The organism is Blautia sp. JLR.GB0024, from assembly GCF_037000545.1.
GTDB lineage: Bacteria > Bacillota > Clostridia > Lachnospirales > Lachnospiraceae > Blautia > Blautia celeris.
The window spans coordinates 39,283-53,303 of the sequence record NZ_JBANBF010000010.1 but is presented as its reverse complement, the minus strand read 5'-3'; the positions used below and the strand labels follow the sequence as shown (position 1 = coordinate 53,303).

Annotated in this window: 17 protein-coding genes; 3 read left to right on the top strand and 14 right to left on the bottom strand. The window is 47.8% G+C overall.

The window, feature by feature from the left end; genetic code table 11:
* Window positions 1-467 precede the first annotated feature (467 nt).
* Window positions 468-1,328, bottom strand: coding sequence for an AraC family transcriptional regulator (locus tag V8Q34_RS19620; protein WP_335836162.1), 861 nt, complete (start codon window positions 1,326-1,328; stop codon window positions 468-470).
* 214 nt (window positions 1,329-1,542) lie between these two features.
* Here V8Q34_RS19620 and V8Q34_RS19615 point away from each other — a divergent pair, with 214 nt between their 5' ends.
* Entirely contained in the window at window positions 1,543-1,809 is a 267-nt protein-coding gene (locus V8Q34_RS19615; protein WP_081960452.1) for a helix-turn-helix domain-containing protein, read from the top strand.
* 98 nt (window positions 1,810-1,907) lie between these two features.
* Complete coding sequence (sigK, locus tag V8Q34_RS19610) at window positions 1,908-2,534, top strand: RNA polymerase sporulation sigma factor SigK (RefSeq protein ID WP_033142378.1); 627 nt, start codon at window positions 1,908-1,910, stop codon at window positions 2,532-2,534.
* On the opposite strand, the gene V8Q34_RS19605 is transcribed toward sigK, so the two are convergent.
* From V8Q34_RS19605 to mtaB, 9 genes are all read right to left on the bottom strand, one after another.
* Window positions 2,502-3,743, bottom strand: a complete 1,242-nt coding sequence (locus V8Q34_RS19605) for a peptidase U32 family protein (protein ID WP_033142377.1) — start codon at window positions 3,741-3,743, stop codon at window positions 2,502-2,504. The two genes, sigK and V8Q34_RS19605, sit on opposite strands and share 33 nt — an antisense overlap.
* A 1-nt stretch (window position 3,744) precedes the next feature.
* Window positions 3,745-4,401 (bottom strand): O-methyltransferase, encoded by a 657-nt coding sequence (locus V8Q34_RS19600; protein ID WP_033142376.1) that lies wholly within the window; start codon window positions 4,399-4,401, stop codon window positions 3,745-3,747.
* A gap of 14 nt (window positions 4,402-4,415) precedes the next feature.
* On the bottom strand, window positions 4,416-4,892 hold the full coding sequence (locus V8Q34_RS19595) for an endolytic transglycosylase MltG (protein WP_052099587.1): 477 nt from the start codon (window positions 4,890-4,892) through the stop codon (window positions 4,416-4,418).
* Window positions 4,893-4,958: 66 nt separating this feature from the next.
* The gene (locus V8Q34_RS19590) at window positions 4,959-5,297 is read right to left on the bottom strand and encodes a YlbF family regulator (RefSeq protein WP_033142375.1); all 339 of its coding nucleotides are present in this window, start codon (window positions 5,295-5,297) and stop codon (window positions 4,959-4,961) included.
* A gap of 4 nt (window positions 5,298-5,301) precedes the next feature.
* A complete protein-coding gene (locus V8Q34_RS19585; protein WP_033142374.1) occupies window positions 5,302-6,969 on the bottom strand; it encodes a ribonuclease J in 1,668 nt (555 codons plus the stop codon).
* Window positions 6,970-6,992: 23 nt separating this feature from the next.
* A complete protein-coding gene (locus tag V8Q34_RS19580; protein WP_033142373.1) occupies window positions 6,993-7,259 on the bottom strand; it encodes a DUF1292 domain-containing protein in 267 nt (88 codons plus the stop codon).
* 100 nt (window positions 7,260-7,359) lie between these two features.
* Complete coding sequence (gene ruvX / locus V8Q34_RS19575; protein WP_033142399.1) at window positions 7,360-7,794, bottom strand: Holliday junction resolvase RuvX; 435 nt, start codon at window positions 7,792-7,794, stop codon at window positions 7,360-7,362.
* 2 nt (window positions 7,795-7,796) lie between these two features.
* Window positions 7,797-8,069: an IreB family regulatory phosphoprotein gene (locus tag V8Q34_RS19570; protein ID WP_018596061.1), complete on the bottom strand. Its 273-nt coding sequence runs from the start codon at window positions 8,067-8,069 to the stop codon at window positions 7,797-7,799.
* A 120-nt stretch (window positions 8,070-8,189) separates the two neighbouring features.
* A complete protein-coding gene (gene mtaB, locus V8Q34_RS19565) occupies window positions 8,190-9,494 on the bottom strand; it encodes a tRNA (N(6)-L-threonylcarbamoyladenosine(37)-C(2))-methylthiotransferase MtaB (RefSeq protein ID WP_148392641.1) in 1,305 nt (434 codons plus the stop codon).
* Between the two features lie 164 nt (window positions 9,495-9,658).
* Between mtaB and V8Q34_RS19560 the strand changes: the two genes are divergently transcribed.
* Entirely contained in the window at window positions 9,659-9,895 is a 237-nt protein-coding gene (locus V8Q34_RS19560; protein WP_018596059.1) for an HPr family phosphocarrier protein, read from the top strand.
* 65 nt (window positions 9,896-9,960) lie between these two features.
* Here V8Q34_RS19560 and thiI read toward each other — a convergent pair whose 3' ends face one another.
* Genes thiI through prmA form a run of 4 tightly spaced genes read right to left on the bottom strand, consistent with a single transcriptional unit; the run spans window position 9,961 to window position 14,017 of the window.
* Window positions 9,961-11,139 (bottom strand): tRNA uracil 4-sulfurtransferase ThiI, encoded by a 1,179-nt coding sequence (thiI, locus tag V8Q34_RS19555; RefSeq protein WP_054351940.1) that lies wholly within the window; start codon window positions 11,137-11,139, stop codon window positions 9,961-9,963.
* A gap of 19 nt (window positions 11,140-11,158) precedes the next feature.
* Complete coding sequence (locus V8Q34_RS19550) at window positions 11,159-12,313, bottom strand: cysteine desulfurase family protein (protein ID WP_103731486.1); 1,155 nt, start codon at window positions 12,311-12,313, stop codon at window positions 11,159-11,161.
* Window position 12,314: 1 nt separating this feature from the next.
* Entirely contained in the window at window positions 12,315-13,052 is a 738-nt protein-coding gene (locus V8Q34_RS19545; protein WP_227242503.1) for a 16S rRNA (uracil(1498)-N(3))-methyltransferase, read from the bottom strand.
* Between the two features lie 11 nt (window positions 13,053-13,063).
* Window positions 13,064-14,017: a 50S ribosomal protein L11 methyltransferase gene (gene prmA, locus V8Q34_RS19540; RefSeq protein ID WP_033142368.1), complete on the bottom strand. Its 954-nt coding sequence runs from the start codon at window positions 14,015-14,017 to the stop codon at window positions 13,064-13,066.
* Between the last annotated feature and the right edge of the window lie 4 nt (window positions 14,018-14,021).

The following is a 14,021-nucleotide window of genomic DNA, read 5'->3' as shown; positions in this document are numbered from 1 at the left end:
TATCATATTTTTTTCTGCCACGCAATGGCTGACTGGTTTTTTTATTATAAAACCCAATCACCCTGCTTACCTGCAAATCATATATTACTCTGAAAAATTATAGGTATTCCAGGACTAAATTTATGCCAATGTCTTCTCAATTACCTATAATTTCTGCACTCTTCTTAAGAATTATTGGTATTTCAAAACCAGAAAACGGCTATTTCTTCCTCGATTACCTATAATTTCTCTACCCTTCTTAAGAATTATTGGTATTTCAAAACCAAAAAACGGCTATTTCTTCCTCGATTACCTATAATTTCTTTACTCTTCTTAAGAATTATTGGTATTTCAAAACCAAAAAACGGCTATTTCTTCCTCGATTACCTATAATTTCTGTACCCTTCTTAAGAATTATTGGTATTTCAGAACCAAATACCGGCTATTTCTTTCTCGATTACCTATAACACACATAATCTTCTTAAATATTATCCGTTTACATGAGCCTGATCCTTCCTGTACTCCCTTGGCCCTATCCCACATTTTTCCTTAAAGATATGCGAAAATGCCAGCGCATCCCTGTATCCCACCCGGGCAGCGATCTCACCGATCGTATCCTGCGTATCACGCAGAAGTTCCTTTGCCCTCTCCATCCTCACCTGCAGGAGATACTGCTGGGGCGGGCATCCCATGACTGTCCGGAATTGTCTGGTCAGACCGCTCCTGTTCATTCCATGTTCCCGGGCGATCTGCTCGATTTTCAGGCTCTGCTCCATATGCGCTTTCATATATGCGGCAATCTCCTGTATTTCTCCGGCTCTGCCCCTGCTGTCCGGCACTTTATATCCTGTCTGCCCCAGGGATTTCCTGTAATCCTCGATCAGATCGATCCATATCTTCGTCACACGGCAGTTCTGTTCCAGCCGCTCCACATAGTCCGCACTTCCCGCCTCAAGCATATCTCTGACTGTCCTTGTCAGTTCCGCCAGACAGTCTGCAGAACGAAGGGGCGTCTCCCCGGCAAGACCGGCCTCCCTGACACATTCCTCCACCTGGGCACCACAGGAACACAGACGGATATAATAGAAGAAATTCTGCGCGTTTCCCTGGATTTTCACTTCCGTCTCCGGGGTGACCGCCAGCACATTTCCCACGTTTACGCCATAATCTTTCCCGCCTGCTGTTATACTTCCGCTCCCTTTGGTTATGATAAATAAAGCATATTCCCCGCTCCCTGTCCGGTACTTAGCCATCCCCTGTCCCATACAGCTCCACTCCACAGACAGCAGGCTCATGCCGCCCTGCGTACAGTCACTTCCCTGCTGCTGACTATTGTAATTCCCGCCCATATAAACAGCCCTCTGCTCCTACTCTTTTTCATAAGATTATAGGTCAATTTCACCCTAGAGTCAATAGGTCACAACGCCATAATTGATTAACAATGGAGAGCTGTAGTAACCATTCAGACAAATCTTTGCATTTCCAGCGCTGACCGTACGGAACCCCAATGCCAATAGGCATCCGGCCTTATGAAGCGGCTTCCAGACGGCCGGATGCATAAAGATGAACGGTTACAGGCTGTTTCAAAAAAGAAAAGAGGTATATGAATTGTCCAGATTAAAAGACTTAAGAATCAAAAGGGGATATACCCAGATCAAAATGCAGCACCTGACCGGCATTGATCAGAGCGATTACTCTAAAATCGAAAACGGAAAACGCTACTACACCTTTGAACAGTGCAAAAGGATCGCTCTTGCCCTGGATACCAGCATGGACTATCTTGCAGGTCTGACAGACGAGAAAAAACCTTATCCCAGAAGCATGAACTGAGTTTTTTTGCAGCCTACCCGTCCCTAAATGAGTGGGAAAAGCACAATTTGGCGGATTTGCTCATAGACTATAATTAAATCCCTTTGAGGTAAAGCTGCTTGAAAACATTTCTTAAGCCCTTGACTTCCGAAGAAGAGAAGTATTATCTTCAAGAATACAAAAGGGGCAGCCAGGAAGCTAAAAATATTCTCATAGAGCGCAATCTGCGCCTTGTTGCACATATTGTGAAAAAATATCAAGGGGTTGAGGAAGATTTAGATGATTTGATTTCCATCGGAACCATTGGGCTTATTAAGGCCATCCATACATTCAACGGAGAGAAATCCAACCGTCTCTCCACCTATGCTGCGCGATGTATTGACAATGAACTCCTTATGCTGCTGCGTTCCAAGAAAAAGACCAACAAGGAAGTTTCCCTCTACGAGCCTATCGGAACAGACAAGGAGGGCAATGAGATAAATCTTCTGGATGTGATTGAAAATGAACCGGTAGACGTGGTGGACCACTATTCGCTGAAGGAGGATATCAGAAAGCTCTACGGGCTTCTGGACCAGGTGCTCAGTGAACGGGAACTGGAGGTGCTCAAGCTGCGGTACGGCCTCTACGGAGAAAAGGAACTGACACAGAGGGAAATAGCAAAGCGGCTGAATATCAGCCGCTCTTATGTCTCCCGTATTGAAAAAAATGCTGTCTTAAAGCTCCGGAACTGCTTCCTTCCGTCTTAAAATATCGTACAGTTCAAGTCCTTCCCCCAAATCCACATACAGCACCTGCTGGGGATGCGGGGCACTTTCACAGGAATTCCCTTCCTCATCATATATGGCTTTCACAACCACCGGGCGGTTCTCTCCGTCCGGTTTCATGGCCTCTATCGTCTCTCCCACGAGGAATTTATTCCTCTGGGTGATGCGGTACAGCCCTTCCGGCGTCCTGTCTTCCAGATATCCCAGATAAGTGTAGTCCTTGGCATAAGTATTGCTGTCATATATCTGTGCAGTTTCATCCGGTTTCCCATAGAAAAATCCGGTGGTGAACTGTCTGTAGGTGCATCCCATAATCTGTTCCCTGTACCAGGGCATATTTTTCTGATAAAGTTCAGGGCTGTCAAAATAGTCATCTATGGCTTTTCTGTAGGTTCTTGCCACTGTTGCCACATACAGGGCGGTCTTCATGCGCCCTTCTATTTTCAGGCTGTCAATCCCTGCTGTCAGGATATCATCCATGTGCTCGATCATGCACAAATCCTTGGAATTGAAAATATAAGTCCCTCTCTCGTTCTCATAGACGGGCATATATTCCCCCGGCCTTGTCTCCTCCACAATGGAGTATTTCCAGCGGCAGGGATGGGTACAAGCCCCCTGGTTGGCGTCTCTTCCTGTGAAGAAATTGCTCAGCAGGCATCTTCCCGAATAGGAAATGCACATAGCCCCATGGATAAATGTCTCAATCTCCATATCCCTGGGAATATTGGCACGAATCTCCCTGATCTCCTCCAGGGAAAGCTCCCTTGCGCACACCACACGCTTAGCCCCCAGTTCATGCCAGAACCGGTAAGTGCCGTAATTGGTGTTGTTGGCCTGGGTGCTGATATGCCGCTCAATCTCCGGGCAGACTTCCTTTGCGATCATAAAAATACCGGGGTCTGATATGATCAGTGCATCCGGCTTAATCTCTTTTAACTCTTCAAAATATTCCCGCACACCCTCCAAATCCCTGTTGTGGGCCAGGATATTGGCTGTCACATACACTTTCACCCCATATCTGTGGGCAAAGGCAATACCTTCCGCCATATCCTTCATGGAAAAATTCCGGGCTTTTGCCCTCAGTCCGAACACCTCGCCGCCGATGTATACGGCATCTGCGCCGTAGATCACAGCGATCTTCAGAACTTCCAGGCTGCTGGCGGGAATCAGTAATTCTGGTTTTTTTCTCATTTTATCCATCCTGTTTCTGTTTCTTTATACTCAGAGTCACTCCATCTCCCAGAGGCAGTATGGAGGTTTCCAGTTCTTCATGGTTCTTCAGCACATAGAGATACTCCCGCATTCTTTTGTAAATGGTGCGGTTCCTGCGCTCCACGGCAAAATGGGACTCGATCAGGTCCCCGTCCTGCAGCACATTGTCGGACACCAGGATTCCTCCCGGTCCGAGAAGCCTTAACACTTCCGGAAGAAAATGAATATACTGCGCCTTGGCAGCATCCATAAAAATCAGGTCATAAGGACCCTCCAGCGTTGTTAATACCCGGGCAGCATCCCCGCAAAGCAGGGTGATCCGGTCCTCTTTGCCCGCTTTTTTGAAATTTTCCTGCGCAATGGGTATCCGCTTCTCATAGTTCTCTATGGTGGTGATCCTGCACGTCTCCGGCGCGTATTCGCTCATCAGAAGCGTGGAGAACCCAACAGCAGTCCCCACCTCTAAAATGAGGCGGGGACGTTTTATCTGAAGCAATACTTTCAGGAAACTCTGCATCTCCCTGCGGATGACAGGCACCCTGTCCTCCCTGGCTTTTTTCTCCAGTTCATTGAGAAAGGGGGTGTTTCCTCTGTCCAGGGAATTAATATAGGTTACCATTCTCTCGTCAACTATCACTTTTATTTCCTCTGCTATTCTGTTCCCTGGTCTGTGCCTTCCCCGCCAGTCTCCGAGGTATCCTGTACAGCCGAATTGCCGTCTGTACCGCCACCCTGGGTGGGCTGGCCGTCCACATTCTCACGGGCCAGAATTGCCATCATCTCTTCTGCTGTCATATTGGTATTCAGAATATAGGTACCTGCCTGAAGTTTATTCTTATAATTGGACAGTTTCTCCTGTACTACGAAGACCTTTGCGTCCTCGATCAGGCCCTTTTTCTTCAGGATCTTGCCTATCTGATAGACAGAGGAACCATCCTTGATCACAACCGTGATATCTGTTCCCTCTCCCTCAGCCATCGGAACCTCATTGAAGATCGCATACCCGAAATCATAGGCAGACTTGCCCACAAAAATGACCGCAAATATAATACAGGCATAAACTGCCAGCCTGAAAAATCCGCTTGCCATTATAGATGCCGCACCCTGTTTTCTGATTCCTTTTGCCATGTTGTTCTCCTTATAACCCGTTTCCGGCCCGGCAGGAAAAGCGCCGGCCGAAAACAGCCTGTTTTGTTAAAGATCCGGAATATCCAACTGTATTCCCTGATGAATGGAAGCGTCAATACTCTGAAGCTGTCTGCACAGCGTAAGCTCCGCTTCCAGGAAACGGTTTACCTCCGGAATCCTGCACAGTTCATCCATCTTGCTGTCTATATCATCAATCGCATCATAGAGATTGATATCGTCACCTTCTGCCTGAATCTGATAATTCAGCTTGCGCAGCTCATCTACCTGTTCCTTCAGCCCCGGGACCGCCTTGATCTCTTCCAGAGCCGTGCAGTACTGCTTGTAGACAACGCCGTTTTTGATTGCATGCACCAGCTTGTCCACGCAGACGTCGATTATACTCATCTTCTTAAGCCTCCATGATGATGGGCAGAATCATGGGATTTCTCTTGGTTCTCTTCCATAAAAATTCACCCAGGGAGTCCTTGATCACATTCTTGATTTTGCCCCAGTCTGTTATATGCTTGTCCAGGCACACATCAATGGCGTCCTCCACCACAATTCTGGCCTCATCCATCAAATCTTCCGATTCCCTTACATACACAAAACCACGGGAGACTATGTCCGGTCCTGCCAATAGACGGCTGGAACGCTTCTCCAGAGTCAGCACCACGATCATGATACCGTCCTCTGCCAGATGCTGGCGGTCACGAAGCACGATATTTCCCACATCGCCCACACCAAGTCCGTCAACCAGGATAGCGCCTGTGCGCACTTTGCCTGTAACTTTAGCAGGTTCCTCCTCATTCAGTTCCAGCACATCGCCGGACTGCAGGATAAACACATTTTCTTTCGGAATTCCCAAATCCAGGGCAAGACCTGCCTGGGCTTTCAGGTGGCGGTATTCACCGTGCACCGGAATGGCGTATTTGGGTTTTACCAGGGAATAGATCAGCTTGATCTCCTCCTGGCAGGCATGTCCGGATACGTGGGCATCCTGGAAAATAACGTCCGCGCCTTTCATGCTCAGTTCATTGATCACCTTGGATACTGCCTTTTCATTACCCGGAATGGGGTTGGAACTGAAAATGATCGTATCGTTGGGCTTGATCGTCACTTTCTTGTGAATGCTGGCTGCCATCCTGGACAGGGCTGCCATGGACTCGCCCTGGCTTCCCGTGGTGATCAGCACCACCTTCTCGTCCGGATAATTCCTAAGCTGGTCAATCTCAATAAGCGTCTTGTCCGGAATCCTCAGATATCCCAGTTCAGAAGCTGTTCCGATGACATTGACCATGCTTCGGCCCTCCACAGCCACTTTCCTGCCGTATTTGTAAGCAGAATTAATAATCTGCTGCACCCTGTCTACATTGGATGCAAAGGTGGCAATGATGATCCTGGTATTCTTATGCTCTGCAAATATATTGTCAAAGGTCCTTCCAACCGTGCGCTCGGACATGGTAAATCCCTTGCGCTCTGCATTGGTACTGTCGCACATAAGTGCCAGTACACCTTTCTTTCCGATTTCCGCAAACCGCTGCAGATCAATGGCGTCTCCGAACACAGGAGTATAGTCCACTTTGAAGTCACCGGTATGCACCACGATTCCCGCAGGTGAATAAATTGCCAGCGCGGAGGCATCCTGAATGCTGTGGTTTGTCTTGATAAATTCTATACGAAAGCAGCCCAGATTGATGGACTGTCCATGTTTGATCACTTTTCTCTTGGTACTTCTAAGCAGGTTATGCTCTTTGAATTTATTCTCGATTAATCCGATCGTAAGCTTTGTTGCATAGATGGGGATATTGATCTCCTTCATCACGTAAGGAAGCGCCCCAATATGATCCTCATGACCATGGGTGATAACGAAACCTTTGACTTTGTCAATATTGTCCTTCAGATATGTGATGTCCGGTATAACAAGGTCAATTCCCAGCATATCGTCCTCCGGAAATGACAGACCGCAGTCCACTACGACAATACTGTCCTCATATTCAAAGGCAGTAATATTCATTCCTATCTGTTCCAACCCGCCCAAAGGAATGATCTTCAATTTTGAGTTGTTGTTTTTTTTCAAGTTAATTCCTCCAATTTCTCCGTTCAATTTTCAAATTCAATGTCCTCTAACATGGCTTCAAAGACCTTAAAAACCGCATCGTATTCCGTATCGTCTTCCACGAACACGTAGCAGCCTTCTTCTTCGCCATCCTCTGAAATGTCCTTTAAAATATATGCTGCTGCCCCTTCATCGTCCGAATCGTCGGGATCCACTACCAGCAGATATACGCTTCCGTTCACTCTTGTCTGTTCCAGAATTCCTAACTCCAATTCTGTTCCGTCTTCTCCATCAAAAATAATTGTCTCCATACATTCTTCCTTTCTGTCGTTCTTTTTACGTGCATAAACGCCCAAACCCGGAAACGAGCCTTCTTTCCCTCAATAGTCCAAATACGGTATCAAGCTGAAATCAAACTGTACCCGGGTTTGCTTTTGCATCCAGATAGCCCTGCAAAATAAACACTGCAGCTATCATATCCACGTATTTACTTCTGTTCTCTCTGCGCACGCCGCTTTCCATGAGCGTACGGTTGGCCTCAACAGTAGTCAGCCTTTCATCCCACATGATCACAGGCAGTCCGCATCTTCTCTCCAGCATTTCCTTCAGCTCCAGAGACTTCTGCGCCCGTTCTCCTATGGTGTTATTCATGTTCTTGGGAAATCCAAGAACAATCTCTTCCACCTGATATTCGCTTACAAGCTCCTCAATCCGGCGAAGGGATTTTCTAAGTTTATTTTCATCTTCCCGACGGATAATTTCGATTCCCTGGGCAGTAAGACCCAGAGGGTCGCTGATCGCCACCCCTATTGTCTTAGAGCCATAGTCAAGTCCCATGATTCTCATCATCAGTCACGCTTCCAGGATTCGTTCTTGATATACTCCTTCAAAAGCTCCTCCACTAACTCATCACGCTCTACTTTCATAATGGTACTTCTGGCACCCTTGTAGCTGGTGATATAAGTCGGGTCGCCGGACATGATGTAACCAACGATCTGGTTTACCGGATTATATCCTTTCTCCGCCATAGCATTGTATACCAGGTCCAGAACTTCCTTTACCCGGACTTCCGGTTCTGTCTTCACTTTGAAATATTGAGTATTTCCTAAATTATTCTCCATAATCTCTCACGCCCTTATCTAAACTTGTAACTATTCGGGTTACCTATTCGGATCGTAACCGCCGGATAGTTCTCTAAACCATATCCTTATTCTAATATATCTTGGAGGGAAATTCAACCATTATATTGCGCAAATAAAAACGCCATCTTCGACAAATCCGCCAATTTTGCCAATTTTTATGCAATTCTCCAGGCTTTCTTTTGTCTCTGCTGCCACTTTCAAATACTCTCTGGTATGGCCGATCCAATATGTTTTACCATGGATCTGGGCCTGCTCCTCAAAGAGGATCTCCACTTCCCTGCCGAGATAATATTCCATAAATTTCTGTTTCTGCTGTTTTCCCAGCTCGATCAGCACATGACTTCTGGCTGTCTTTACCTGTTCCGGTATCTGTCCTTCCATGCGGTCAGCCCGGGTGCCCTCCCGTCTGGAATATTTGAAGATATGGGTCTCGTAAAAGCCCGCGCGCTCTATCATGTCTCTGGACTTTTCAAATTCTTCCTCTGACTCCTGGGGAAATCCCACGATCACATCCGTGGTGAGAGCCGGATGGTCAAAATATTTACGCAGAAGTGCACAGCCGTCCAGGTACTCTTCGGCAGTGTATCTCCTGTTCATACGTTTCAGGGTTTCATCGCAGCCGCTCTGCAGGGACAGATGGAAATGAGGACATATTTTAGATAAGCTGCTTATAGTTTTGACAAATTCTTCCGTAATAATACGGGGTTCTAAAGATCCCAGGCGAATTCTTTTCACTCCCTCGATCTCATGGACAGCCAGAATGAGCTGAAGAAGCGAATCACTGCAGTCCACACCGTAGGAACTCAGGTGGATGCCTGTGAGGACAAATTCCTGGTAGCCGTTCTTAACAAGCCGTTTCACCTCGTCTACGATCTCCTGCCTTTTCCGGCTTCTCACACGCCCCCTCACATAGGGGATAATACAGTAGCTGCAGAACTGATTGCATCCGTCCTGCACTTTCAGGTAAGCTCTGGTGTGCTCCCCTGTGGAGGAGAGCTTCAGTTCCTCATACTCCACCGGTTCTTTTAAGTCTATCAGTTCTTTTTCCTGGCCCTTTTCCCTGTCATACTGCTCTAATACAGCCAGCAGATCCTGTTTTTTGTTGTTTCCCAGCACAATATCAATGGCCTCGTCTATCTGTGCCTCATCTTTTTTTGCCTGTACATAGCAGCCTGCTGCCACCACCACGGCATCCGGATTCATCTTCTTGGCCTTGTGGAGCATCTGCCTTGATTTCCTATCCGCAATGTTGGTGACCGTACAGGTATTGATGATATAAATGTCCGCCCCGGGCGCAAAAGGCACGATCTCATACCCTGCCTGTTCCAGCATCTGCTGCATGGCTTCTATCTCGTAAGCGTTGACTTTACAGCCCAAATTGTGCAATGCTACTTTTTTTTTCATTCTAAACCTCTTTATCGTGATAATTCGTTAAGCGTTTTGACGAATAGTTGTCATATTCTTTGTATTTTATTTCTCCCTTTTTTATATTGACTTTTTTTGCCATAAACGGTAACATAAGTCTTGTAAGAAGCAAAAAACGGAATAGGTAAGGGAGGATTTTTCCAATGAAAACAGTAAAAATTTCACTGAATTCTATCGACAAAGTAAAATCATTCGTGAATGAAATTACAAAATTTGATTATGATTTTGATTTAGTATCCGGAAGATACGTTATCGACGCTAAGTCCATCATGGGTATCTTCAGCTTAGATTTATCCAAAGCTATTGACTTGAACATCCATGCAGCTGATGGCGCTTTAGATGACATCTTAACTGTATTAAAACCATATTTAGTAGACTAATCGAGATTCATTCCGACAAAGCAACAGCCAGGACTGCCCGGGGGCAGTCCTTTTTTTCTGCTTATTTATTCACAGATGATCGTCTCTGCCGTTTGGATGGCTTCCTCCATCATCTCTTCTATCTTCTCCTGAAGTTTTTCCTCAGAGCGCTTGATGACCTTCAGGCTCGGCTTTGTCACAGGATGTTTGGCCACGAAAATGGTACAGCAGTCCTCATAGGGAAGGATGGAAGTCTCATATGTGTTGATCTTCAGAGCCACATCCACGATCTCCTGCTTGTCAAATCCGATCACCGGGCGGAATACAGGCATGGTGCACACTTCATTTGTGGCTGCCAGGCTCTGCATGGTCTGACTTGCAACCTGTCCTATGCTCTCTCCGGTTATCAGTCCCAGACAGCCGTCCTTCTCCGCAAATGCCTCAGCGATCTTCATCATATAGCGGCGCATAATGATGGTCAGCTCCTCATGAGGGCACTTTTCATAAATATATAACTGAATATCCGTGAAATTGACCACATGCAGACGGATGGGGCCGCTGTAACGTGCCACCAGTTTAGCCAGGTCCACAACCTTCTGTTTCGCGCGTTCGCTGGTGTACGGCGGCGCGTGGAAATACACAGCGTCAATCTTCACACCGCGTTTTGCGATCATATAGCCGGCCACCGGGCTGTCAATGCCGCCGGACAGAAGAAGCATGGCTCTGCCGCCGGTGCCCACAGGCATGCCGCCGGGTCCCGGGATCACCTGGGAATACAGATATATCTTATCCCTGATCTCCACATGGATAAACACATCCGGTTTGTGCACATCCACTTTCATATTGGGGCAGGCATCCAGGATCTCTCCGCCCAGCTCCGCGTTCAATTCCATGGAATTCATGGGATAACTCTTTTTCGTTCTCCTCACATCCATCTTAAAGGTCATGGTCTTATCACCGTAAACCTCCTGTGTGTAGGATACAACGGCCTTCGCCAGCTCCTCGTATCCCTGGTCCTGAAGCACAACAGCAGGACAGATGCCGAAGATACCGAACACCCGCTTCAGCGCCTCCACAGTCTCCTCATAATCATATTCTCCCCGGGCAAACACATAGATCCTGCCCCTCTCCTTCACCACGTCAAATTCTCCATCCACGCCCTTTAACACGTGGCGGATCTGGTCCACCAGAGCGTCCTCGAAGATATAGCGGTTCTTTCCCTTGATCGCTATCTCCGCGTATTTTATTAAAAATGCTTTATACATATTCTATTCCTTTCCTTTATCAGTGCCTTGCATACTTCCGGAGCACAGGCAGTACAGTTCTGATCTGCTCCAGTGTATAATCAAGCTCCTCTTTTGTGGTAAATTCACTGAGGCTGAAACGAATGGCCGATTCCCGCCGTTCCTGGTCGGCGGATATGGCTGTCATGGAGGCGCTTGCTGCCCGCTTATGGCTGGAACAGGCACTTCCCGCAGATACATAGATTCCCTTGTCCTCCAGGGTGTGCAGCAGCACTTCGCTCCTCACGCCCAGAAAGCTGGCATTTATAATGTGAGGTGCCCCGTCCTTTGGCAGCGGCCCGTTGATAACCACCCGCTCCATTTCCGACAGGTTCTTTGCCAGATAAGTCTTAAGCGCTCTCAGCTTTTCCATTTTTTCCTCATGGTTCTCATAGACCATGCGTGCCGCAGTGCCAAGGCCCGCAATCCCCGGTACATTGTCTGTGCCGGAACGCATGCCCTTCTGCTGCCCGCCTCCCAGGATCATGGGATGGATCTTAACCTTTTCGCTGACATACAGGAATCCCACGCCCTTCGGCCCATGGATCTTATGGCTGCTCACAGAGAGCAGATCGATCCCCATACGCTTCGGATAGATCCTGTACTTTCCGTATCCCTGTATGGCGTCCACATGGTATACGGTCTTCGGGTTCCTGTCATGTACCAGCTTAGCCGCTGCCTCCACAGGCACAACCGCTCCCATCTCATTATTCACATACATGGTGGATACCAGGATCGTATCAGGGCGGATTGCTGCCTCCAGTTTTTCCAGGGACAGATTTCCTCTCTCATCCACCGGAATGACCGTGATCTCATACCCCTGTTCCTTCAGCCATTCCAGAGGGGCAGAGACTGCCGCGTGCTCAAAGGATGTGGTAATGATGTGCTTTCCCTGCCTGCAGTTGGCATACGCAGTACCCACAAGGGCCCAGTTGTCCGATTCTGTTCCACCGGAGGTGAAGAAAATCTCTTTCTCCTGTACTTTCAGGGTTTTGGCAATGGCGGAGGCTGCTTCCTTCACATACCGTTCCGCTTCCACGCCTTTTAAATGCATGGCTGATGGGTTGCCGTAATCCTCCATCATGGTTTTCACCACAATGTCCTTTACCTCTTCAAAACATTTTGTGGTGGCTGAGTTGTCCAGATACGCTTCCATTCTATTCCTCCAGTGCAAACATCAGGACAGAGAGGACGGTAAGCCCTGCTGTCTCTGTCCGCAGAATTCGTTTTCCCAGTGTGATGGCCCTGGCCCCCATGTCTGCCGCCATACGCACCTCTTCCTCGTCAAACCCGCCCTCCGGTCCGATAAAAATACCGATGGACTGGCCCGGTTCTATCTGATCAATGATCTTCTTTGTCTCTTTCATGTCTTTTGCCAGTTCGTAGGGCAGAAGCACCACGTCCAGCTCTTTCGCATGCTCTATGGCTTCGCTAAAACGCATCACATGTCTGACTTCCGGCACATACATACGTTTTGACTGCTTTGCCGCGCTCTCGGCAATGGCCTGCCAGCGGCGAATCTTATTTTCTTCTTTTTTTCCATCCAGCTTTACCACAGCGCGCCTGGTTGCCACGGGAATCACCTCATGGACTCCAAGCTCCACGGCCTTCTGGATGATCAGCTCCATCTTATCACCTTTTGGAAGCCCCTGAAACAGATAAATCCTGGAAGACAGCTCATATCCTGCCTCCTGCACATACATCACATGCGCCAGGACTTCCTTGTCACCCAGCTCCTCAATGTAGCAGGCATACTCCAGATCATCCCCTGAGCTTATGAGGATCTCCTCTCCTGTTTTCATGCGGAGCACATTTTTAATATGGTTTACATCACTGCCCAGGATGCGGATGGTGTGATCCTCCACCTGGGAAGGCTCTACGAAAAAACGGTACATGAAAACGCTCCTTATTTCTTTTGGGCAGTCACGGATACCCACTCGCCCTGGTGTGTCACCTCAAGGATCTCAAGGCCCGCATCCTTCACTGCCTTCACCACAGTTTCTTCCTTGTCATCAATGATACCCGATGTGATATAAATACCGCCCTTTTTCAGCTGGTTCAAAATGACCGGGGTGAGCGGCACCAGCACATCTGCCAGAATGTTGGCTGCCACAATATCGTATTTCTCATATCCCACCCTGTCCTGAATAGCTTTGTCATCAATGATGTTTCCGATCATCATGTCAAAGCTTGCAGCAGGGATACCATTTACTTCCTTATTCTCCTCCACAGCAGGTACTGCACATGGGTCCAGATCAGTTCCCACCGCGTGTTTGGCGCCCAGCTTTAAGGCCACAATGGACAGAATGCCGCTTCCCGTCCCCACATCCAGAAGCTCTGTCTCGGATGTCACATATTTCTTAAGCTGGCGGATGCAGAGCTGTGTCGTCTCATGCATGCCGGTTCCGAACGCGGTTCCCGGGTCAATATGGATGATCATGCGGTCCCTGTCCTCCTCCTTTACTTCCTCCCAGGAGGGAATGATCAGAATATCATCCACGTAAAACTGTTTGAAATACTGTTTCCAGTTGTTGATCCAGTCCTTGTCCTCTGTCTCGGATGTGGTGATGGTACCCTCACCGATATCCACGAAATTGCGGAGTTCTGACAGCTCGGCATTCACCTTCTCCAGCATTTCCTCTACATTTTCATCCTCATCCAGATAGAAATTCAGATATGCCACACCGTCATCCTCGGGCATATCCGGCAGGATGTCCACAAACATCTGCTTTTTATCCTCCTCTGTCAAAGGTTGTTTATCCTCTATCTCAGCACCCTGGATGCCGATATCCGCCAGTGTGGAGATAATGATATCCTCCACGTCGGTCTTTGTTTTCAGTGTGAATTTATTCCATTTCATATAT